At 68.4% G+C, this 20,669-nt stretch carries 26 protein-coding genes; 8 read left to right on the top strand and 18 right to left on the bottom strand.

All coding sequences use genetic code 11. The features are described from left to right. Nucleotides 1–14: 14 nt before the first annotated feature. Nucleotides 15–1,493: a flavin-containing monooxygenase gene (locus tag AC5Y39_RS14345; protein WP_500017727.1), complete on the top strand. Its 1,479-nt coding sequence runs from the start codon at nucleotides 15–17 to the stop codon at nucleotides 1,491–1,493. On the opposite strand, the gene rraA is transcribed toward AC5Y39_RS14345, so the two are convergent. From rraA to AC5Y39_RS14305, 8 genes are all read right to left on the bottom strand, one after another. Next, on the bottom strand, nucleotides 1,474–1,965 hold the full coding sequence (gene rraA, locus AC5Y39_RS14340) for a ribonuclease E activity regulator RraA (protein WP_500017729.1): 492 nt from the start codon (nucleotides 1,963–1,965) through the stop codon (nucleotides 1,474–1,476). The genes AC5Y39_RS14345 and rraA overlap by 20 nt on opposite strands. Then, entirely contained in the window at nucleotides 1,962–2,732 is a 771-nt protein-coding gene (locus AC5Y39_RS14335; RefSeq protein ID WP_500017731.1) for a MerR family transcriptional regulator, read from the bottom strand. The genes rraA and AC5Y39_RS14335 overlap by 4 nt, the downstream gene beginning before the upstream one ends. Nucleotides 2,733–2,776: 44 nt before the next feature. Further along, on the bottom strand, nucleotides 2,777–3,286 hold the full coding sequence (locus AC5Y39_RS14330; RefSeq protein ID WP_500017733.1) for a hypothetical protein: 510 nt from the start codon (nucleotides 3,284–3,286) through the stop codon (nucleotides 2,777–2,779). Between the two features lie 62 nt (nucleotides 3,287–3,348). After that, on the bottom strand, nucleotides 3,349–4,254 hold the full coding sequence (locus AC5Y39_RS14325) for a CopD family protein (RefSeq protein ID WP_500017735.1): 906 nt from the start codon (nucleotides 4,252–4,254) through the stop codon (nucleotides 3,349–3,351). A 25-nt stretch (nucleotides 4,255–4,279) separates the two neighbouring features. Further along, nucleotides 4,280–4,777 carry a copper resistance CopC family protein gene (locus AC5Y39_RS14320; RefSeq protein WP_500017736.1) on the bottom strand — a complete coding sequence of 166 codons (498 nt, stop codon included), beginning with the start codon at nucleotides 4,775–4,777 and terminating at the stop codon, nucleotides 4,280–4,282. Further along, complete coding sequence (locus AC5Y39_RS14315) at nucleotides 4,774–5,397, bottom strand: YcnI family copper-binding membrane protein (RefSeq protein WP_500017738.1); 624 nt, start codon at nucleotides 5,395–5,397, stop codon at nucleotides 4,774–4,776. The genes AC5Y39_RS14320 and AC5Y39_RS14315 overlap by 4 nt, the downstream gene beginning before the upstream one ends. Nucleotides 5,398–5,430: 33 nt before the next feature. After that, nucleotides 5,431–5,946 (bottom strand): hypothetical protein, encoded by a 516-nt coding sequence (locus AC5Y39_RS14310; RefSeq protein WP_500017740.1) that lies wholly within the window; start codon nucleotides 5,944–5,946, stop codon nucleotides 5,431–5,433. A 19-nt stretch (nucleotides 5,947–5,965) separates the two neighbouring features. Further along, nucleotides 5,966–6,622: a DUF6474 family protein gene (locus tag AC5Y39_RS14305; protein WP_500017742.1), complete on the bottom strand. Its 657-nt coding sequence runs from the start codon at nucleotides 6,620–6,622 to the stop codon at nucleotides 5,966–5,968. 255 nt (nucleotides 6,623–6,877) lie between these two features. Here AC5Y39_RS14305 and AC5Y39_RS14300 point away from each other — a divergent pair, with 255 nt between their 5' ends. From AC5Y39_RS14300 to AC5Y39_RS14290, 3 genes are read left to right on the top strand one after another with little or no spacing between them, the layout of a single operon-like run. Next, nucleotides 6,878–8,101 carry a hypothetical protein gene (locus tag AC5Y39_RS14300; RefSeq protein WP_500017744.1) on the top strand — a complete coding sequence of 408 codons (1,224 nt, stop codon included), beginning with the start codon at nucleotides 6,878–6,880 and terminating at the stop codon, nucleotides 8,099–8,101. A 47-nt stretch (nucleotides 8,102–8,148) separates the two neighbouring features. Next, nucleotides 8,149–8,640, top strand: a complete 492-nt coding sequence (locus AC5Y39_RS14295; RefSeq protein WP_499913701.1) for an ImmA/IrrE family metallo-endopeptidase — start codon at nucleotides 8,149–8,151, stop codon at nucleotides 8,638–8,640. After that, the gene (locus AC5Y39_RS14290; protein ID WP_500017746.1) at nucleotides 8,637–9,797 is read left to right on the top strand and encodes a hypothetical protein; all 1,161 of its coding nucleotides are present in this window, start codon (nucleotides 8,637–8,639) and stop codon (nucleotides 9,795–9,797) included. The genes AC5Y39_RS14295 and AC5Y39_RS14290 overlap by 4 nt, the downstream gene beginning before the upstream one ends. Here AC5Y39_RS14290 and AC5Y39_RS14285 read toward each other — a convergent pair. The 5 genes from AC5Y39_RS14285 to AC5Y39_RS14265 all read right to left on the bottom strand — a co-directional run bounded on the left by AC5Y39_RS14285 (nucleotide 9,794) and on the right by AC5Y39_RS14265 (nucleotide 13,082). Then, nucleotides 9,794–10,192: a transcriptional regulator gene (locus AC5Y39_RS14285; protein ID WP_500017748.1), complete on the bottom strand. Its 399-nt coding sequence runs from the start codon at nucleotides 10,190–10,192 to the stop codon at nucleotides 9,794–9,796. The genes AC5Y39_RS14290 and AC5Y39_RS14285 overlap by 4 nt on opposite strands. A 366-nt stretch (nucleotides 10,193–10,558) precedes the next feature. Continuing rightward, entirely contained in the window at nucleotides 10,559–11,230 is a 672-nt protein-coding gene (locus AC5Y39_RS14280; RefSeq protein WP_500017750.1) for a TMEM165/GDT1 family protein, read from the bottom strand. 244 nt (nucleotides 11,231–11,474) lie between these two features. Further along, nucleotides 11,475–12,008 carry a peptidase gene (locus AC5Y39_RS14275; RefSeq protein ID WP_500017752.1) on the bottom strand — a complete coding sequence of 178 codons (534 nt, stop codon included), beginning with the start codon at nucleotides 12,006–12,008 and terminating at the stop codon, nucleotides 11,475–11,477. A gap of 171 nt (nucleotides 12,009–12,179) precedes the next feature. Next, nucleotides 12,180–12,803 (bottom strand): superoxide dismutase, encoded by a 624-nt coding sequence (locus AC5Y39_RS14270; RefSeq protein WP_499910973.1) that lies wholly within the window; start codon nucleotides 12,801–12,803, stop codon nucleotides 12,180–12,182. 120 nt (nucleotides 12,804–12,923) lie between these two features. Then, nucleotides 12,924–13,082 (bottom strand): hypothetical protein, encoded by a 159-nt coding sequence (locus AC5Y39_RS14265; protein WP_500017754.1) that lies wholly within the window; start codon nucleotides 13,080–13,082, stop codon nucleotides 12,924–12,926. A gap of 424 nt (nucleotides 13,083–13,506) precedes the next feature. On the opposite strand from AC5Y39_RS14265, the gene AC5Y39_RS14260 reads away from it, so the two are divergent. Both AC5Y39_RS14260 and AC5Y39_RS14255 read left to right on the top strand, forming a co-directional pair. Next, nucleotides 13,507–14,541, top strand: a complete 1,035-nt coding sequence (locus tag AC5Y39_RS14260; protein WP_500017756.1) for a DUF4328 domain-containing protein — start codon at nucleotides 13,507–13,509, stop codon at nucleotides 14,539–14,541. A 6-nt stretch (nucleotides 14,542–14,547) separates the two neighbouring features. Continuing rightward, nucleotides 14,548–15,354, top strand: coding sequence for a glycerophosphodiester phosphodiesterase (locus AC5Y39_RS14255; protein WP_500017758.1), 807 nt, complete (start codon nucleotides 14,548–14,550; stop codon nucleotides 15,352–15,354). 107 nt (nucleotides 15,355–15,461) lie between these two features. Here the strand turns inward: AC5Y39_RS14255 and AC5Y39_RS14250 are convergent, their stop codons facing one another. The 3 genes from AC5Y39_RS14250 to AC5Y39_RS14240 form a co-directional block, all read right to left on the bottom strand. Further along, the gene (locus AC5Y39_RS14250; RefSeq protein ID WP_500017760.1) at nucleotides 15,462–16,628 is read right to left on the bottom strand and encodes an LCP family protein; all 1,167 of its coding nucleotides are present in this window, start codon (nucleotides 16,626–16,628) and stop codon (nucleotides 15,462–15,464) included. A gap of 104 nt (nucleotides 16,629–16,732) precedes the next feature. Beyond that, nucleotides 16,733–17,515 carry a CPBP family intramembrane glutamic endopeptidase gene (locus tag AC5Y39_RS14245; RefSeq protein WP_500017762.1) on the bottom strand — a complete coding sequence of 261 codons (783 nt, stop codon included), beginning with the start codon at nucleotides 17,513–17,515 and terminating at the stop codon, nucleotides 16,733–16,735. A 46-nt stretch (nucleotides 17,516–17,561) separates the two neighbouring features. Continuing rightward, entirely contained in the window at nucleotides 17,562–18,326 is a 765-nt protein-coding gene (locus tag AC5Y39_RS14240; protein ID WP_500017764.1) for a DUF2470 domain-containing protein, read from the bottom strand. 100 nt (nucleotides 18,327–18,426) lie between these two features. Between AC5Y39_RS14240 and pheA the strand changes: the two genes are divergently transcribed. Both pheA and AC5Y39_RS14230 read left to right on the top strand, forming a co-directional pair. Next, entirely contained in the window at nucleotides 18,427–19,350 is a 924-nt protein-coding gene (gene pheA / locus AC5Y39_RS14235) for a prephenate dehydratase (RefSeq protein WP_500017766.1), read from the top strand. Further along, nucleotides 19,347–20,033: a histidine phosphatase family protein gene (locus tag AC5Y39_RS14230; RefSeq protein ID WP_500017768.1), complete on the top strand. Its 687-nt coding sequence runs from the start codon at nucleotides 19,347–19,349 to the stop codon at nucleotides 20,031–20,033. Before pheA ends, AC5Y39_RS14230 begins: the two co-directional genes overlap by 4 nt. A gap of 6 nt (nucleotides 20,034–20,039) precedes the next feature. On the opposite strand, the gene AC5Y39_RS14225 is transcribed toward AC5Y39_RS14230, so the two are convergent. Then, nucleotides 20,040–20,261, bottom strand: coding sequence for a hypothetical protein (locus AC5Y39_RS14225; protein WP_500017770.1), 222 nt, complete (start codon nucleotides 20,259–20,261; stop codon nucleotides 20,040–20,042). 53 nt (nucleotides 20,262–20,314) lie between these two features. Then, nucleotides 20,315–20,665, bottom strand: a complete 351-nt coding sequence (locus tag AC5Y39_RS14220; protein WP_500017772.1) for a metallopeptidase family protein — start codon at nucleotides 20,663–20,665, stop codon at nucleotides 20,315–20,317. Between the last annotated feature and the right edge of the window lie 4 nt (nucleotides 20,666–20,669).

The raw sequence follows: 20,669 nt of genomic DNA, 5'->3' as shown, positions 1-20,669 counted from the left end.
GATACCGTGGCTGCATGTCCGAACATCTCGACGTTGTGATCGTCGGCGCCGGCATCTCCGGCATCAGCGCCGCATGGCACCTGCAGGAGCGCTGCCCCACCAAGAGCTACGCCATCCTCGAGGCGCGCGACAACCTCGGTGGCACATGGGACCTGTTCAAATATCCCGGCATCCGATCCGACTCCGACATGTACACCCTGGGCTTCCGGTTCAAGCCGTGGACATCGGAGCGTGCGATCGCCGACGGGCCGTCGATCATGGCCTACCTGAAGGAAACCGCCGAAGAGTTCGGCATCGACAAGCACATCCGCTACCGCCACAAGGTGGTGGCCGCGGACTGGTCCGACGACGACAACGCCTGGCACCTGAAGGTCGACCGCGACGGCGAGACCGTCGAGATCAGCTGCTCGTTCCTGATGGCATGCAGCGGCTACTACGACTACGACCAGGGCTATTCGCCCGAATTCCCGGGCGCCGAGAATTTCCGGGGTGTGATCGTTCATCCCCAGCACTGGCCGGAAGACCTCGACTACCAGGGCAAGCGGATCGTCGTCATCGGAAGTGGCGCCACGGCGGTGACTTTGATTCCCGCCCTTGCCAATTCAGGTGCCGGGCATGTGACGATGCTGCAGCGCTCACCCACCTACATCGGTTCCCTGCCCGCCGTGGATCCGTTTGCGGTGCAGGTGCAGAAGCGGCTGCCGCCCAAGCTCGCGTATCTGGCGATCCGGTGGAAGAGCATTCTTTACCAGGCCGCCGTCTACCAGCTCAGCCGCAAGTTCCCCAACTACATGCGCAAGCAGCTGATGACCATGGCCAAGCGGCGCCTGCCGCAGGGCTACGACGTGGACAAGCATTTCGGGCCGCGGTACAACCCGTGGGACGAGCGGCTGTGCCTGGCGCCCGACGGCGACCTGTTCCGCACGATCCGGCACGGCAAGGCCGACGTGGTCACCGACACCATCGACACGTTCACCGAGACCGGCATCCGGCTCAGCTCAGGCGAAGAGCTGCAGGCCGACATCATCATCACCGCAACGGGTTTGAATTTGCGGCTGTTCGGCGGTGCCGCGATCATGCGCAACGGTGTCCCGGTAGACCTGCACAACCTGATGGCCTACAAGGGCATGATGCTCACCGAGCTGCCCAACATGGTCTTCACCATCGGCTACACGAACGCGTCTTGGACGCTCAAGGCTGACCTGGTGTCCGAATTCGCTTGTCGCGTCATCAATTACATGGACGCCAACGGGTACGACACCGTGGTGCCGCGGCATCCGGGCGACTCGATCGAGGAGCGCCCGCTGATGGACTTCACGCCGGGCTATGTGCTGCGGGCGCTGGATCGGCTGCCGAAGGCCGGCCACAAGGTGCCGTGGCGGCTCAAGCAGAACTACCTGTTCGACGTGAGCCTGATTCGGCTCGGCAAGGTCGACGACGAAGCTCTGGAGTTCTCGAAGCGCCCGGCGGCGATCAGCGCGGCATCGGCGTGAGCACTATCCCGTCGTCGTCGCTGTAGACGAATTCGCCTGGCACGAAGGTCACTCCGCCGAACTCGACCTCCACGTCGCGTTCGCCGGACCCGGCCTTGCCGCTCTTGCGGGGATTGGTGCCCAGCGCCTTGATGCCGATGTCGATGGTGCGCAGCGCCGCCGAGTCGCGCACCGCGCCGTTGACGATGATCCCGGACCACCCGTTGTCCTGCCCGAGCCCGGCGATCACGTCGCCAACCAGCGCGCTGTGCAGCGACGCTCCGCCGTCGACCACCAGCACGCCGCCGTCGCCTGCGTCCGACAGCACGGATTTGAGCAGCGCGTTGTCTTCGAAGCAGCGCACGGTATGGATTCGTCCGGCGAACATCGGCCGACCGCCGAACTGACGGAACTGAGTGTCACAGCTCCGCACTGCCGGGCCGATTTCGTCGACGAGATCTGCGGTGGCGCGGGGTTCTACGCGGTTCGTCACGCCCCAGAATCTACGTTGCTGTACGCGGCGACGATCACGTCGTGCACGAACTGCGCCAACCCCGGTTCGGCGTCGTCGTAATAGCGGGTGAAACGCTCGTCGGTCACGTACATCTCGGCCAGGCATGTGTGCATCTGCTCGCTGCAGTCGTAGAACCGCTCGATGCTGTCGCGATGTCGCCACGCCAGCTCGTTCGCGCGCGCCGAACCGGGCACCACCCCGTCGCGCTTGGCTGCCGCGAAATCGGACAGCAGTTGCTCACCTTCGGCCTTGATCTGCAGCCAGTCGGCCTTGGTGTAGCCGGCTGTGCGCCGCTGCGACTGCCGCCACTGCTCGGTGTCACCCCAGCGCTGCTGGGCCTCAGCGGCGTACTCCTCGGAAAACCTTGTGCTGCCGAAGATTTCGACTTGCTCCTCGGCGGTCAAACGAATACCGGAGCGGTGGGCGTCCATGAGTTTCTCCAATGCGGTGATCGTGCTGTCCAGGTGGTCTCTCTGGTCGAGCAGCAGCTGATGCTGGCGGCGCAGGTGCGCCAGGGTGTCGACCTCCGGGTCGTCGAGCAGCTTGGCGATCTCGTCGAGGGGTAGGCCGGCGGCCCGGTAGACCAGGACCAGATGCAGTCGCTCGATGTCGGCGTCGGTGTAGCCGCGGTATCCGGCCGCCGTGCGGATGCTGGGCACCACCAGACCGATGTGGTGGTAGTGGTGCAGTGTCCGTACCGACACGCCGGTGAGGGCGGCGACGGCGCCGACGGTCTTGCTGTGCATGGCACCACTATCGGCCCTGACGCGACGTCAGGGTCAAGCCGACGTCAATCGCCCGCGAGCAGCCGCCGGACCACCACGATCGCCAGCAGGGCCAACGCCAGCGCCACCGCGGTCTGCACACGCGCCTGCGAGACCTGCACCCGGCTGACGCTGGTAGCCAGGGTGTCACCGGCGGTGTCCACCGCTTGGCGCGCGCGGGCGGCGACGTCGTCGACAGCGCCGTAGCGGCTCTCACCGTTGGTGTCGGCGAGCGTGGCGCCGACCGGTTCGGGTGCGGGCTGCTGGGGCGCCTGCTCAGCAGGAGGGGACGGCGGCGGTGGAGCAGGTGGCGGGGGTGGCGCGGCTTTCTTGGCGGCCTTCTTCGGCGCAGCCTTATCGGCCTTGCTGGCCTTTGCGCCCTTGGCGGGCGCCTTCTTCGCCGCCTTGGCGGGCGCCTTCTTCGCGGCCTTCGCGGGAGCGCGCTTCGCGGGAGGCTTCTGACCCGGTGCGGGCGGATCGGCAGCCGGCGGCGTGGGGTCGCGCGGCTCGTCCGGTCGGTCCGGCTGGTCTGCCATAGGGCTGCTCCTTCGCAATTTCTCGCGGGGTACCCCATCATGCCAGCGGCCACCGCGAGCCTCTATCCCGTCACGGCCAGCGCCGCCGCGAGCGCCAGCGCGGCCGCCATCAGCGCCACCTCGGCGACCGCGCGGCCCTGCGACGCCGTGACGGCGGCCCGATGCGAGCGCGCTGCCGGCAGCCAGACGGTGCGGTTGCGCCACGCCAACACCACCAGCGCAGCGGCTAGCGCTGCCTTGGCCAACAGCACGCGCCCGTATCCGCTGGCGTACCAGTAGACGGGCGATCCCGCTGCCTCAGCCGCTGCCAGAACACCGCTCGCCAACAGCGCGGCCACACACACCAGAGCCGTGCGGGCGAAACGCGGCAGCACCCTGGCCCACTGACCGCGGTGTCTGACCGTGATCACCAACGCGGCCAGCGTGCCGCACCATACCGCCGCCGCCAGCGCGTGCACCGCGACAGCGACTGCGCCCCAGGCGCTTTGGGACAGATGTCCGCTGACCACTCGGGCGGCGATCCCCAGCGCCGACGTGCCCACGGCGGTCGCCGACAGTGCGGTCGAGCCCCGACCCGCCGCTGCGATCACACCGACCGTGACTGCCGCGAGGATGCTGACCAGACCGGCCCGGCCCGCAGCAGTGTGCAGGGTGAACTCGAGCGCAGCCCGCGCCGACAGCACGGTCACCGCGACGTCGGCGCTCTGCGCAGCGGCCAGCAGCTGGCGCAGCAGTTCGCCCGCCAGCCACGCAGCGCCCACCACGATCAGCGGCGGGGCCGCCAGCCGCGCGAGTTCGGGGCGTCGGCGGCCGTCGTCGAGCGCCGGCACCACGGTCAGCCCGAGTGTGGTGACCGATGCGCAGTCGGCCAGCGTCCGCACCGCCGCAGCCGCGGGAGCCGCATGGGGGAACGCGAGCACGACTGCGGCGGCCGACGCGACGACGACGGCCGCGAGCACAGCGGCCACAGCCGACGCTGCCTTCACGGCCGGCTCAGCTGCGCCCGCGCCGTCGCAGCGTCAATCCCGCACCGATCCCGGCGACCGCCACCGCGAACACCACGAACGGCCACACCGGCACGCCCCTGCTTTCCGGGGGCGACACCGCCGGTCCCGGCGTGCCCGTGCCAGGCGCCGTCAGCTCGAACCACCACGAACCCGTCACCGGGTGACCGTCGGCCGACGTGACCCGATAGTTGACGGTGTATCGGCCGGCGGGCCCCAGCGGTCGCAGGCCGACGGTGATGACGGCGCCCTCGATGCGAGGCTCGCCCTCGGTCCACATGTTGCCGTCAGGGCCCACCACCGTCATCGCGGCGAACGCGGTTTGCAGCGGCTCGTTGAAGGTTGCGCTGACCTGCGCCGGTCCGCTGGACAGCCGAGCCCCGTCGGCGGGATCGTTCGCGATCCGGGCGGCATGAGCGAAAGCCACCGGCGCCGTCGCCAAGCTAAGCGCCGTCAGCAGCCCGGCCAGCAGGACAGCGATCCTCATGACCGGCGCCGGCGCACCAAGGCAAGCGTCACCGCGGCCGCACTCACCACCAGCGCGGCAACCGCCAGCCAGCGCGCGAGGTCGTCGCTGTGCGAGGGCGCGTCCTCGGCATGCATCGTCAGCGTGGGCGCCGGATGCTCGGGTTCACCGCCGCCCGGAAGTGCGCCCTGATCCCACCGGACCACCGAGCCGTCCGAATAGGTCTGTGTCGCAGGGAAACTCGCGCTGTCGGACTGCGGCAGCTTCAGCGATATCCGGAACAATGCGAACTGGTCGGGCGGGATGCCGCCACCCGGTGCGGCGGTCCAGGTGACCGACCGGACGGTTCCGGCGGCCACGTCGCGGTCGAGCTTGACGGTCCAGCCCGGCACCACCTCAGCCGAGGCAACGCTGCCAGCCGGCAGTGTCACCGCCAATTCGGTTGTCAGAGAACCATTTTCGGATTCGTTGGGTACCTCGAAGCTCAGCAGCGCCCACTCGCCGGGCACGGCTTCGTCGGCGTCCACATGGACGTGAGCCGACGCCGGCGCGGTGCCGGCGAGAAGCCCGAGGGTCAGTGCCGTTGCGGTCACCACAGCGAGGATCAGGGCGCGGTGAAGCGCCCGGGAAATGCGTGTCATTCGGTTGTCGGCTTTCTTGTCGTCGTGGTCGGGTCAGCGGAGCAAGCCGACCGGCGGACCACGATGCGACTTCGACGCCGAGAGCAGAACCATCCACTGCGGCGGCTGATCCGAGACCGTCGCGGGCACGGCGGAGGAGGGCTGCGCCGCCGCCGACGGCCCGGCGACGGCCCGCACGACCGTCGACAGTGCCCGCCACAGCCGCTCGCCGGCGGCGATCAGCGCCGCCCCCGCCACGACAGCAGCGGCATGCGCGGCCACCATCGTCGGCGCCGGCACCGGCGCGTGAAAGTGGCCGGCGCTCGCCCCGAGCACGTGACCCAGAATCTGGCCGCCGGCCAGCAGCGCTATCAAGCCGGCCGGACGGGCGGCCCACTGGCTGCTCGCAGCCACCGCGCCGAGCGTCGCGGCCAGCACGACGAGAAGCACGAGCGTTGCGCCGCTCGGGACGCCGCCACCGGCGACGCCGTGGGCGCCCACCGACAGCGCCACACTCAGCAGCGCTGCCGACGCGCCGCGCCAGCGCGCTGCGGCGTCGAGTCGGCGCATCAGAGTCGGCGCATCAGAGTCAGTGCAAGCCCAGCCGGGCCAGCAGATCGGCGTCGATGCCGTCCAACTCGGTGGAGATGGCGGCATGGGCGGCGCGACGTCGCGCCGGCGGCATGTTCTCGGCGGCGGTGACGGCCGCGGAAAGGTCCTTGAGCCGGGCGCTGATGGCGGCGACGAACTGCTTGGTCTCGGCGTCCTTCGGGTTTTTGTCGGCGACCAGCCGCAGCGAATGCTCGGCCCCGGCGATGCGGGCCGACAGCCGTGCGCCGTGGCCGGAGAACTGGCCGAGCTCGGTCAACGGCACGCCGAGACGGTCGGCGCGTCGTTCGTCGAGCCATCCGCGGGCGCCAACCGCTACCCGGTAGGCGACCGGCACCACGATCGGCGCCAGCAATCGCGTGACCGTCAGCGTCCGGCGAATGCGGGTCGGTGAGAGCACCTTGCCTTCGCGTGCCGCCTTCAGGTTGGTTTCGGCCACCTTCAGCGCGGCCTTGTCGCTTTCCCGCTGCGCCTTGAGCTGCGCCCGCAGCGCTTTTTGCGCGGCGCGTTGCTCGGCTTTGATGCGCCGCCTTTCGTTACGCGCGGCGTATTTGGCATCGAGCTTGGCTCGCCTTTTCAGCGCCCGGGCTTCGGCGCGGCGGGTCGCTCTGCTCGTGCGCTTGGTGAACAGGCCCATGCGGGCTGGCCTCCCGGTCGTCTGGTCGAGCTTTCCGATGCATTGCACGCATTGCGGACACAGATGCCCGCGCCGCGGTTGGTGGACCAACACTATCGCCCGCTGTCGGAGGGGCACTTTTTCCGGTGCCGGTCGGGGGCCGGCCGTGGGTTTCGGAATTTTCCCGTTGGGATATTTCCGGTGGTACGAATGTGAGACAATGCACTTACTCCGATGCGCCTTAGGGCGCTGGCGTCTGGGGGTTGGAGTGAGGACATGGTCGAGCGGTCGCTGATCCGGTACACCGCCGCCGCCTGCGTCGTCGCGGGCGGCATGTTGATGAGTGGTTCCGGCGCATTGGCTTTCGCCGACGAACCTGGAAATGACGGAACCGGCGGCGTGAGCCCCACCGACCCGGGCGCATCGCAGCCCGCCGATACCGGGACCAAGACGGACCCGGCGAAGTTGCCCCGTTTTCCGGGACTGCGGTGGCTGGGTCAGCAGATGGCCGACAGCGCGGCCCGGACGGGCCCCATCTCACCACCGATGATGCTGCTGCCCACCCGCATCGGGCCGACTACCGCGCCCGAAACCGCCACCGGAACCGACGCCACGCAGGCCGGCCCGGTGTCGGCTTTCACGATCCCCGGATGGGGCGCCGTGCAGCTGCCGTCGGCGAACACCCCGGCGCAGCAGCCGAGCGGACGCCAACCTGCCGCTCCCTCGAACGAGCCGGAAGCCGCGCAGAACGGCACCCCCGAGACGTCGACGGCGGCGCGAACACAAGCGGCCAATGCCCCGTCCACGGGCAATCCCTACGGGACGATTTCGCTGGTGCCCAGCGGGGTGCCGGCCGGCCAGCAGACCACGATCAAGAATCCGCTGGGCCGGATGCTGCCTGAGCTGGACCTCAACGCGCCGATCGTGAAGCAGCTGCTGCCCACGCCGCTGGTGGCGATTCTGACTGTGATCGCGCAGAAGGTGCCGCTGGCCGGACTGCTGATCACGCCGACGATGAACTTCGTGCTGCCGTCGTTCATCGCCGACGGGGTGACCGCGCTGCTGTCGGACATCGTGGTGCCGACGTCGCCGCTGGGTGCACAGAACCAGCTACCGCCCACCTCGAGGGCGAGTCTGGCCGGACCTGCCGTGCAGCCGTTGCTAGGTGCGGGTGCGCCGCCGGCCGAGCTGGCCCCGATGGGCATGGACATGCCGCGGTCGCCGGTGACGCAGCCGGTATCCGGGCCGCTTTCCGTCGACAAACCACTGCCCAGCCCGCCGCCGAACCCGGCAGCGAATGAACTCGACCAGAACGTCGCCTATCGGGCCGGCTACAGCGATTACCTGCGCAACGCGGGACTGGCGCAGATCACCGCCATCGCGGTGCCTGGCGCCGCCGCGATACTGCTGTTCACCGTGGGCGGCGGCTTCATCGGATACCGGCAGGCCAGGGCCGGGCACCTAATTCGAGCGGAGGGCATTTCCCGTTTCCTGCGCTGATCTGGCAAGCGTCTACGGCAGGGCACCGATGAGCGAAAGGGGGCGGCATGTCTGCCAGCCGACGGGTCGCCCGCGCGGTCTCCAGTGTGCTGAATCTGGCGCCGCGGCAAGGCGAAGTGTCGATGACGCGGCTGGTCCAAGCGGTTGCGGAAAGCCGTAACAGGCCGATCGAAATCCAGATGGAGGAGCTGCCACCCGGGGTGTGCGGCCAGTGGCGCCAATACGCCGACCACGATGTCTTCCTGATCCAGCAGGGCCTTCCGGCGTGGGACCGAACGCTGGCCCACGAGCTGGGCCACCTGGTGCTCGGGCACGAAGGAATCTCCGTGGTGGACGCGGCCCGGGAAGGCACGGCGCTGGTCAGCGATGACCTGATCCGCTACATGCTCAACCAGCGGACCGGCTGCATGGGGCCCGCCGGAGAAGACGCCGAACAGGAGGCGGAAGACTTCGCCGCGCTTCTCGGCTATCGGCTCGGCCGGTTGCGTTCGGATCGTGCCTCGATCGTGCAGGTCCGCCTCGGCGAGGCCTTCGGGTGATCCTCTGGGTCATCGCCGGACTGCTCGGCGTGGCCACTGGACTGCGGGTCGGCTGGGCCCTGGTGAACAAACAGTCGGTGGTGAGCGCCGCCATGATGCTCGCGCTCGGCAGCCTGGGCTTCGTCGCTGCACTCAACTGGCAGCCGCTCACGCTGCTCGTCGACACCGTGCTGCGCTGGCCCAACATCTCGGTAGCGCTGTCGCAGATCGCGCTGACGCTGTGCGCTGCGGCTAGCTGCGTGATGATCACGTCGGCGGCGTCCGCGATGAACCCCGTGGTCACCCGCCGACTGGCGTGGGCCAACTACGGGATCGCGGCGGTGATCGCGACCGTGTCGGTGGTGTTCTTCTTCGCCGACGGGCGGCAGCCCGAGATGGCGCCGCAGGAGTATCTGCGGCGAAACCTCAACCAGCACACCTCGCTGCCCTGGCTGTTGCCGCTGCTCTACATCATGCTGGCGCTGACCGTGGTGCTGTGGGCGGGCATGCGTTACTCCAACACCACCCGTCGCGGCCGCGCGCTGTTCGTCTTCAGCGTCGGCATCGGTCTATTGGTGTTGACCACCGGGTTCTTCCTGATGCGGGCGGTGGGCTCCACGGAATTCGTCAGCGTCGGCTCGGCGATCACCCTGCTGGCGTGCGCGATGTTGATCGTCGCCACCGGCTCGCTACTGCCCAGCGTCGAGGACTGGTTCGGCGCCCGTCGGGAGATGCGGATCATCGCGCCGCTGTTGCAGGAGTTGTGCGAACGGCAGCCCGACGTCGGCGTGGGTGTGCGGCCGCGCGGGCCGTTGGCATTCCAGGTAGCCGAACAGATGTCGTTGATCTCCGACGGGCTGTTCTTGGAGGCTACGGAGGCGCATCAGGCGGCTCGCGCGGGCCGGCTCTCGGCGGTCGATCGCAACCCGCCGGCTGTCAGCCCGCAGGAGCAGGCCGGGGCTATCGCCAAGTGGGTCTTCGCCAGCCTGGACGGCGACAAGGCGTCGAACTTTCCCGGCCTGGCTTGGCTGCGTCAACCGGAGGGCTACTCCGATCGGGAATGGATCTTGGAGATCGCGCGCCAATACCGCGATCTCGTCGTCAGCGGTCAGCGTGCCCCTTCGGAGGCGGACACATCGAACTCGGCGGGGCGCCGCACCGACGCCCGATCCGCCTAGCTCTCCAGCTGCTCCTTGCGCCGCAGCTCCTCGGCGTGGGCGACGAGGTCTTCCTTGGCCTCCGTCGAGAGTCCGACGGTGCGGGCCGCGATCCGCCGCACACCCTCGTCACGCATCTCGGCCAGCCAGGTGAGCTCCTGGTCCAACTTCTCGAAGTACTCGTCGTCGGTGAAGTACTCGGGCCTGATCCGGAAGAAGTTGGCGAGCGCTGCCATGGTGGCCGCCGACGGGTTGGTGCGATTGCCGGAACGCAGCTGGGACAGATAAGGCGCGGACATGGTGATGCCTTCGGCCTTGAGCGCCGCGATCACCTCCGCCGAGGTGTGGGGGCCCCGGCCCGGCGGATAGACCGTCTCGAACAGACGATTCAGTCGCGCCGCGAACGTCTTGCTCATGAATTTCCCTCCGGAGGTGGCAGTGTCTGGTGACCGCGTTTATTTTGCTGCTCATCGTACCCACAGATGTGCTCAGAGAACAGTGCAAACTAAATTAATATTTGCGCTGGTGTAGAAAACAGCAGGTCGGAGCGGTCGACAGCTACTCTGCCGCGCGCGCGCGGGACCCGGACCGACCGCTCTGACGAGCGACATTCCTCGGCGAACCCACCGTTGCGGCATACTATAACGCGCGTCATCAAAGGTGGCGAGAAGCTTGTGAACGCAAGCAGCTGGCAAGCTCCGACTCGCTGGCTGACAGTCATTTGCTGCGGCGCCAGAGAACAGCAGCCACATCGGTCACAGAAGTGGTGGGCTGGCGAACCGTCACTCAGCCGCTCGCCGGGTCGCCTTGGCGCGCAACGCGAAAGCGACGGCGCCCGCCACCGCCAACACTGCGACGACGGACGTGACGACGAGAGCGACCCACCGCCAGCCCAGCGCCGCGTCGAACAGCAGCCACAGACCGAACAGCAGGAACAGCACACTGGCCGCGGCGTGCAGCAGACGCTCCGGCAGCCGCCGGTGCAACAGCGCGCCGACGCCGATGGCCAGTCCGTCGGCCAGGACCATCGCCAGCGTGGCGCCGAGCCACACGCCGGCCCAGTTGTGTTCGCTCGCAAGCGCGACAGTGGCCAGCATCGTCTTGTCGCCGAGTTCGGCCAGCACGTACGACGACACCACGGCCAGCAACACAAACCGGTGTTCCGGCGCCGGTGGCGGGGAATCGTCGTCGCTGCGCTGACGCCAGGTCCACGCCGCAAAACAGACGAACGCGAGGGCCGCGGCGAATGCGATCGGCCGTTCGGGAAGGGTCAGGCCGAGGAAGTGTCCGATCGTGACCGACAGTCCGTGCACAAGGAACGCGGCCACCGCCACGCCCGACAGCACCACCCACCAGCGGTGCCGCAGCGCATACGTCATCGCGATCAACTGCGACTTGTCGCCGAGCTCGGCCACGAACACCACGCCCAAGCTGATGAGTGTCGCGGTGAGCATCTGTAGACCTTTCGACGCGCTGCCCGGGCCGCGCGCACGCGGCTGTCGGGCATCCGGTCGAAGGTCTCGCCCACCGCGCTGTGGTTGCTCGGTTCGCCGGCCGGGCGTGGTTGCGCCAGTGTGTCGACACGACGATTTGGGGCTACTCCCCTTCGCTTACGTTCTCCGACGATAGCCAGCCGGATCCGAATCCGCCACGCCCCAGCGGGATTTCGGCTGCCCGTATCGAGTGCTTCGAATACCCTTATGCCGCAAGCAGCATGGCGAGAATCGCGGTGTCGGGATGGCTGATCGGGTCGACGCCCACGCGGCTCACCATGGAAGTGACCGTGCCGTCGGCCTCCGCCTCTACCCACGCTGCGCGGTGCTCCAGGCCCAAGTGCGGCAGTCCGGGCAGCAACACGCATCCCGACGCGGCACCGCTGCATTCCGGCAGCGACGGAACGGTTTCCGACGGCGGATGCAGCATGATCAGCGCCGGCGGCGTGTGCTCGGCGAAATGGCCTGGCTCCAACGCGAATTCACCGACTACCGGCCCCTCGGCCAGCACCAGCCCGACGGTGCCGGGCTCCGGTTCGTCGGGCAGCTCCTCGCGGACACCGAAAATCGTTGTGGTGGAGAGCAATCCGGGAAGCGACGCCACCCGCACGGCCACGATCAGCAATTGAGCCCACTCCTTCGTGGAGTCCGGCCACCGGCCGGACACCACAAAGCCTTTGAGTGTGCCGCGCGAATGGAAGGGGGCCACTTCGATGGCCCGGCCGGATCCCGTACTCATGTCCCGCCTCCGCCTTCGGACATCTCGAACCAGATACGACACGTCACTGGGTCGGTCAGGTCAGGATGACGAAATTGCTGTTGGCACGCAATACGACACGAGTGCCAACGCAAAACCGGCGTGACGCCAGAGCCTCGAGGACTCTGGCGTCACGCCGGAAAGGTGGCGGGTCTAGCCGAAGATCAGGCCCTTGGTCTTGCTCGTCGCGGCGGCGAACCGATCCTGCACGTCGGCCCAGTTCACCACGTTCCAGAACGCCTTGACGTAATCGGCTTTGACGTTCTTGTACTGCAAGTAGTAGGCGTGCTCCCACATGTCGACCTGCAGCAGCGGAATGATGCCGAGCGGCACGTTGGCCTGCTGGTCGTAGAGCTGGAAGGTGAGCAGCTTGTCGCCGAGGCTGTCGTAGCCCAGCACCGCCCAGCCAGAGCCCTGCAGACCGTTGGCCGCCGCGGTGAACTGCGCCTGGAACTTGTCGAACGAGCCGAACGCGTCGTCGAGCGCGGAGGCCAAGTCGCCGGTGGGCTTGTCGCCACCGTCCGGAGACAGGTTCTTCCACCAGATCGAGTGGTTCACGTGGCCGCCGAGGTGGAACGCAAGGTTCTTCTCGTGCAAGAAGATCGAGGCGTGGTCACCCTTTTCCCGCGCTTCGGCCAGCTGCTCGAGCGCGGTGTTGGCACCCTTCACATACGTTGCGTGGTGTTTGCTGTGGTGCAGCTCGTTGATCTGGCCGGAGATGTGCGGCTCGAGGGCTCCGTAGTCGTAGGGCAGGTCGGGCAAGGTGTACTCAGCCACGAGATTCCTTTCTTGTCTTCAGTTGTGTGCTTCGACCACAACCCTGCTCCATTGCCGCGCGCACCGCAAGGACACCTGCGTCGCAGGCATCGGCCGCACAGCGGCGCCTGTCAGGACGAGTCAGAACAAGACGATGATCGCGAGCACGGCTAGCAATACCAGCGCGATCAGCGCCGCGCGCAGGGCAGACGTCATCTGTGCGCGCGTATATGGAGCCGACGGGGAGTTCCATTCCGACGGTGGCACCGCCGAATTGGGCCCAATGGGATGCGCTGCCATTTCCAAACCCCCTACCAGCACGTTCGAACCTCACCCGCAGTGAGGTGTGTCACATCGCCTCGCTGTGAGCGCGATCTTATCCGCTCTCGCGCCGCAAGAAAAATCTCGCTGATCGGATTGAACTGTGCGGCAGGCGGGTAGCCCCCCGATGACCGGCTCGCGCCAGCCGACGGACGAAATAGCTAGCTCAGCAAGGCATTTCGCTGAGACCCGCATGCCGCTGTTGATCACTCGCGGCCCCGGCTCCCAGGTTATCCACAGTTGCCACCGATTCCCAGCGCAGAATGCGCGCTCAACGCCGCACCCCACGCTTCACCGGATGTGGATAAAGCTGTGGAAATTGTGGATAACCTCGTCCCGCCGGGCGATAGCTGGCAGCGCCGGCGCCTTAGTGAGGCGCTGATCCTGGCTTACGCTGGTCGGCGTGATCCAGGTGTGTTCGCGCTGCGGCACGCGGTGGAACGTGCGCGACCGCCAGCGGCAGTGGTGCCCGCGCTGCAACGGCGCACTGCTGCCCCCGGACGCCTCGCACGAGTGGACACACTCATCCGCTGCCGGCGCGAGCTCGTCGCAGCCGGGCGCTTCACCCACAAGCGGGCGCTCGCCGCGCCTGCCGCCTGGCTATCGCTGGATCGCGCTGCGGCCTGGCTCGGGGCCTCCACCGCGCCGTCGCCGCCGTCCTCTCGGGCCGACTCCCCGCTATGCCTATATCCCCCAGTGGGGGTTGGTCGATCCGGCCACTCAGCTGCCACCCGCTTCAGCCACGCCACCGCGCCGCGGACCCTCAGAACGGGCCCTGCGGGCGATGCTCTACACGACGATCGGCGTGTACGGCGTGGCCGCGCTGCTGCACATCGTGCGCTACGTCCTGCTGGTCCTGAATCGCGACATGCTGCTCAACGTCGTCGTCGCCGGGATCGGGACCTGGGCGGCGGTAGTGGCCAGTGTCGCGGCGTTGTTCTCGATGGTCGGCACCGCTTTGGTGTTGACGGCGTGGCTGGTCGGCCGGCGGGCCGCTGCCTTCGCGCATCATCACCTGCCCGACCCGCGATCGGTGCGTGCGCTGTGGGTGGGATGCCTTGTGCCCCTGGTGAATCTGGCGTGGGGGTTGACGTACGTGATGGAACTGGCGGTGGCCGAAGACCGCTATCGACGCGTGGGCAAGCTGATCTGGTCGTGGTGGGCGCTGTTCGTGCTCAGCACCCTGGTGTCGATCTTCGCCACGGCCACCAGCTTCCCCGACGACACCCAGGGCATCGCCGACAACACGGTGAGCTTCATCGTCGCCTACCTGCTCGCGATGGCCGCCACGATAGCGGCGGCGCGGCTGGTGTTCGCGTTCGAGCGCACACCCGTCGAACGGCCCTCACATCGCTGGCTGGTGGTCGCCGAGGGCAAGAAATCCGAACCCGAATCGGGTGGCGAAGTTGAGCCCGATGGTGAAGAACCGGCAGCATAGACGTCTATGACGTCTGGCGGGCATCCGTTCGTGGTTGCGCATCGCGGAGCCTCTGCCGATCGCGCCGAGAACACCTTGGCGGCCTACGACGTCGCACTGGCTCAAGGGGCCGACGGGGTCGAATGCGACGTGCGTCTGACCCGCGACGGACGACTGATCTGCCTGCACGACCGCCGCGTCGACCGGACGTCCGACGGCACGGGGCGAATCAGTGAGATGACCTTGCACGAGGTCGGTCAGCTCGACTTCTGCTCGTGGCATCCCAACGGCGAGTTGCATGAGGACACCGGCGTTCTTCTGCTCGACGACCTCATCGCGCTCGTCTTGGACTGGCGCCGTCCGGTGAAGATCTTCATCGAAACCAAGCATCCTGTCCGCTACGGGGCGCTGGTGGAGAAGACGCTTCTCGAGGTGCTGCGGCGCTTCGGTATTGCGTCCCCCGCGTCAGCGGATCTGTCGCGGGCGGTGGTGATGTCGTTCTCGCCCGCCGCGGTGTGGCGGATCCGCCGGGCCGCACCGCTGCTGCCCACGGTGCTGCTGGGTGAAGCGTCGCGCATGCTGCGGGGCATTTCCGCCACGACTGTCGGTGCCACGGCAGTCGGCCCGCACATCAGTACCTTGCGGAAGGATCCCGAGCTGGTCGACCGCGCGGCGGCGCGGGGCCGGGCCACCTACTGCTGGACGGTTGACCGCTACGAAGACGTCGATCACTGCCGCAGACTGGGCGTCGACTGGATTGCGACGAATTATCCTGCGCAAACCAAGCGCTGGCTCGAGCGGGGGCGTCTCGACGAGAGCACCAACAAAGGGTGATCACATGCCGTGTGGTGGGCGCGATCCGTCACCTCTCGGCTCGCCGCCGGCCACGAAGTAGGTGGCTCGACTTCGGCCTGAGACTCGCGCGTCATGGCACGGTGGGTTCAGCCCGTCGGCTGGGACTGCAACACGTCGTTAGGCACCGCCGCGTCGTCGGACAAGGCGGAAAACAGCCGCGACGCGGCGTCGCTGTCCCACTCGACGACGTCGCCGAGGTCGGTGTCTTCCGAGCCCGCGATCGGCACGGTGGTGGTCAGCGGGGAGCCGCGCAGCGCCCAAGCCAGCCGCGCGAGGTCCCACACGTGCGCGCCGGAATCGACGGTCAGCGCGTTGGTGACCGAGCTCTTCACCGGCAGCCACCGCAAGGGATTCAGCCACACCGCCGGACTGGCCACGCGGTGCAGCAGCGCCGACAAGAATTCACGCTGGTTGACCATCCGGTCGAGATCGGCGCGTGGGGTGGCGCGCGTGCGCACGTAACCAAGCGCGTTGCGGCCGTCGAGTTTTTGACAGCCGGGCGGCAGATCGATGCCCGCCAACGGATCGGCGACGGGCTCGGTGGGGCACATCGTGACGCCGCCGACCGCGTCGACCACATCCGCGAATCCTGCGAAACCGATCTGTGCGTAGTGGTCGATCCGGAGCCCGGTGGCCTGCTCGACGGTGCGCACCAGCAGCTGCGGGCCGCCCAGCGCGAACGCGGCATTGATCTTGCCGTCGCCGTTGCCCGGAATCGTCACCAGGGAGTCGCGGGGGACCGAGACCAGCGTCGGCGCCACGCTGGACAACAGCGACGGGATGTGGACCAGCATGATCGTGTCTGTTCGCCCGTTGCCGATGTCGCCACCGGTGGCCAGCGCGCTCTGCTGCTCGGGGGTGAGGTCGCTGCGGCTGTCTGAGCCCACGAGCAGCCACGTGGTGCCGTGGCCGGATGCGGGCCGGCCGGGGTAGCCGGCGAGGACTGCTGCGCGGTGCAGCGAAGTGTCCACCCAGACTCCGATCCCGATGAACGCAACCAGCAGCGCGACCACGAGCAGCACCAGCCAGCGACCCCAGTGCCGTTTGCGACGACGCTTGGCCGGTTCCGGAGGCTTGACCGGGCGCTGCTGCCGCGCAGGCGCAGGCGGGGGGCGCTGCGGCGGGCGCGGTGGCGGTGGTGGCTGTGGGCGCGGCGGGGGAGCCGGGCGGTATGCCGGGTCGCGACGGATCACTTGCGACGGCTCGCGGCGCGGCGGCGTGGGGCGCCGAATCGGCCCGCCGCCGGGTCTCATTGGCGGCCCGCCGCTGTGCCCTCTTGGCGGCCCGCCGCCGGGTCTCATTGGCGGCCCGCCGCCGTGGCCCGGCCGGTCGTGCGTCACCGGATAAATCTACGGCGTCACGGCAACCAACCGAGGTGATCGACAAGCAGCGCGTATCCGACGAACGCGACGGTGTCGATCAGCCCGTGGGCGACGACCAGCGGCCACAGTCGGCCGGTGCGCCGCCACACCGCCCCGAACACCACGCCCATCGCCAGGTTGCCCAAGCCGGCGCCGAAGCCCTGGTACAGGTGATACGCGCCGCGCAGCACGCTGGAGTACAGCAGTGTCCGTGTGCTGCCGACGCCGAGCTGGCGCAACCGCGTCATCAGATACCCGACGACGATCACCTCCTCGGCCCAGCCGTTGGCGAAGGCGGCCAGCACCAGCACCGGTATCCGCCACCAGCTGTCGGTGAGCGTCGTCGGCACCACCGATGCGCTCAGCCCGACGATCCGCGACAACACGTACAGACCCAGCCCCGGAATACCGATCAGCGCGGCCAAGGCCACCCCGCCGAGTGCGTCGGCACGCCATCTGGGTCGGCCCAAGCCGACATCACGCGGGCCGATTCCATTGCGCCACAGCAGGTACAGCCCCAATGCACCCCATGCCAGCAGCTGGGCGATCGAGGCGAGGTTCAGCCCCAGGTCGATCAGGTCGAAGTAAGAACGACGGGGCAGCAGCGGAATCTTCTGCGTGCTGAGGATGCGCAACACCGAGTCGACGAGCTGCAGCACCGCGGTGACGGCGGACAACCCGAACGTCACGGCCAACACGATGGCGACCTCGAGCCGCAAGGTGCGCGGCGGCAGCGCCGTGTCGGACGCTCGCTCGGACAAGCCCGCGGGCTCGGTCATGCTGACACGGTAGAGCGTGCCGTGCGCGGCCTGACCGGGTGAGCTGCTAGGCGCGACGCGCGCGCAACCCGTTGAGGAACGGGCAACCCATGAGCACGCGGATCGCGCGGCCCAGGCCGGTGAGGTCGTCGACCGGCGCCGTGAACGGCAAACGCACGTCGTGGTCGCTGTCGTCCTTCTCGACCCGCAGCCGCACCCCGTAGCGGTCCAAACCCAGCGGGCGGACACGGCCGCGGCGCAGCGTGCCCGGCAACCGCGACGCCAACAGGTCGACGACGTCACGGTGGTCGCAGTCGATGTGCTGCAGCCAGCGCGACTCCATCGCGCAGAACGGGTCGGGCTGCGCCGCCAGCAGGTCTTCGAGCGGTACCGACTCCGCGCCGGTCGCATCCGCGATCACCACCGACTCCGTCCGCAGCCACATCAGCGCGGTCGGCTGATCGCCCGCATTCACTTGCAGCAGAGCGGGATTGGGATCGTCGGCAGCGATCGCGTCAAGCAGCGCGGAGGTCAGCGGCGCAGGCACTCGCCGCAGCCGGCCGCGCATCCACACCAGGGAACGCACTGGCCTGCGCAGCGGCAGAGGCGCGTGGTCGGTGAGCTCCAGCATCGCCTCGACACCGTCGGACTCGCCGATCGCCGCGGCGATCTGCGCATCGGCCGCCACCGTGACCGCGACTGCGCCGTCGTCGAGCAGGTGGTGGACGGGGGTTTGCACCGGAGCGAAGCCGTCGACTGCCAGCATCGCCTCGGGCGCACGCACACAGATGCTGCGGACACTTTCGGCGGTGGACGGTGCCGGCTGAGGCATGGACATCTCCTCCAGTCGAAGTAAGGTGAGCCTAACTTAATAATGTGTGCTGCTGTCGCGCAAGGCCTTCGTCGTCGGTCCGACCGATAGGGTTTGAGGGGTGACCAGAATCGCGTACCTCGGCCCGGAGGGGACGTTCACCGAGGCGGCGCTGGTGAAGATGGCGGATCGAGGAATGGTTCCGCAGCCGGGGCCTGTCTCGCCCGTGGCCGCCGACGGGGCTGTCGCGGCGCTGCAGCAGGTGCGCGACGGGGCCGCCGACTACGCGTGCGTGCCGATCGAGAATTCGATCGACGGGTCGATCGTGCCGATCCTCGACAGCCTGGCCAACGGCACGCCGCTGCAGCTGTTCGCCGAACTGACGCTCGACGTGGCATTCAGCATCGCGGTGCGCCAGCCGAGCGCCGCCTCGGACATTCGCACCGTCGCCGCCTTCCCGGTCGCTGCGGCGCAGGTGCGCGACTGGCTGACCCAGAACCTGCCCGACGCCGAGGTGGTGCCCGCGAACTCGAACGCGTCGGCGGCTATCGACGTCGCCGACGGCAAGGCCGACGCCGCCGTGACCACGCCGCTGGCCACCCGGCGCTACGGGCTCACCGAGCTGGCGGCCGGCGTGGTCGACGAGCCGAATGCCGCCACGCGGTTCGTGCTGGCCGGCCACCCCGCGCCGCCACCTCCGCGCACCGGCGCCGACCGCAGCTCGGTAGTGCTGCGGCTGGAGAACAAACCCGGCGCGCTGGTCGCTGCGCTGACCGAGTTCGGCATCCGCGATATCGACCTCACCCGGGTCGAATCCCGGCCTACCAGAACGCAACTCGGCACCTACGTGTTCTTCCTCGAATGCGTCGGCCACATCGACGACGTCGCCGTCGCCGAGGCACTCAAGGCGCTGCACCGACGTTGTGCAGATGTGCGATACCTGGGTTCGTGGCCTACCGGCTCCGTCACGGAAGCGGTGCCGCCTGAGTTGGACGAGGCCGATCTCTGGCTCGAGGCGCTACGCAGCGGACGGGTGGGCCGATGAGCGGTCGGTTGGTGTTGCTGCGGCACGGGCAGTCCCAGAGCAATGTCAATCGATGCCTGGACACCCGGCCGCCGGGTGCCGAGTTGACGCCCGCCGGCATCGCGCAGGCCCGCGACTTCGCGCGTGGCTTCGATCGCCGCGCCGGCCTGCTGGTGCACTCGGTGGCGCTACGGGCGGCGCAAACCGCGGCGGTGCTCGGCGACGTGTGGTCGACGCGTCCGCGGCAGGTGGAGGGCATCCACGAGGTGCAGGTGGGCGAGCTGGAGATGCGCAACGACGACGAGGCGGTCGAGACGTTCAACCGGATCTACGAGCGCTGGCACCTCGGCGACCTCGACGCCGCACTGCCCGGCGGCGAGACCGGCGCCCAGGTGCTCGACCGCTTCCTTCCCGTCCTGACCGACCTGCGCCTGCGCTACCTCGACAACGACGACTGGACCGACGACATCGTGGTGGTCAGCCACGGCGCGGCGATCCGGCTGGCCGCCGCGACGCTGGCCGGCGTGGACGGCTCATTCGTGGTCGAGCACCACATCGGCAACGCGGAGTCGGTGGTGCTGGCCCCGATCACCGACGGGCGGTGGAGCTGCGTGCACTGGGGTCAGCACAGCCCACCGTTTCTGCCCGATCCACGCGGCATGCCGCGCCCGGAGCAGCTGGAGTCCGCCGACCCGATGGGCTGACCGGTCTCAGACCGCAACAGCGACGGACTGCGCACAGCTGCAGCCCACCGCGTCGCAGTCGATCCGCAGCGAGTGAGTGATGCTCTCCGGGCTGGTGCAGCCGTCGTCGGTGCATTCGGCGCGACGCTGCACGTGGATGATGACCGTGCCGTGGCAGTGCTCAAACTCGTCACGGCAGTAGCGGCACTGCGGGGGACCGCTTGCGTGAAGATCAGAGCGCGGAGTCATGTTCTGTTCCTATCACCGCCCGCCGACAAGAACCGGTTGCCGCGCGGACGCCGTCAGGCCCAACCCAGTTCGTGCAGCCGCTCGTCGTCGATCCCGAAGTGGTGAGCGATTTCGTGGATCACGGTGATCGCGACCTCGTCGAGAACGTCGTCCTCGGTGTCGCAGACGTCCAGCAGCGCGTCGCGGTAGATCGTGATCGTGTCGGGCAGCGCGCCGGCGTAGGTGGTGTCGCGCTCGGTGAGCGCGATGCCCTCGTAGAGGCCGAGCAGGTCGGGCTCGTCGGGATGGCGGCCTTCCACCAGGACGACGACGTTGTCGATCGCCGCCGCCAGATCGGGCGGGATCAGGTCGAGCGCGTCGGACACTAGCTCGTCGAACCGTTGCGGGCTCATCCGCACGGCCATACCG

The organism is Mycobacterium sp. NGS39 (assembly GCF_059812765.1).
This window is presented reverse-complemented; position numbering and strand designations above follow the sequence as displayed.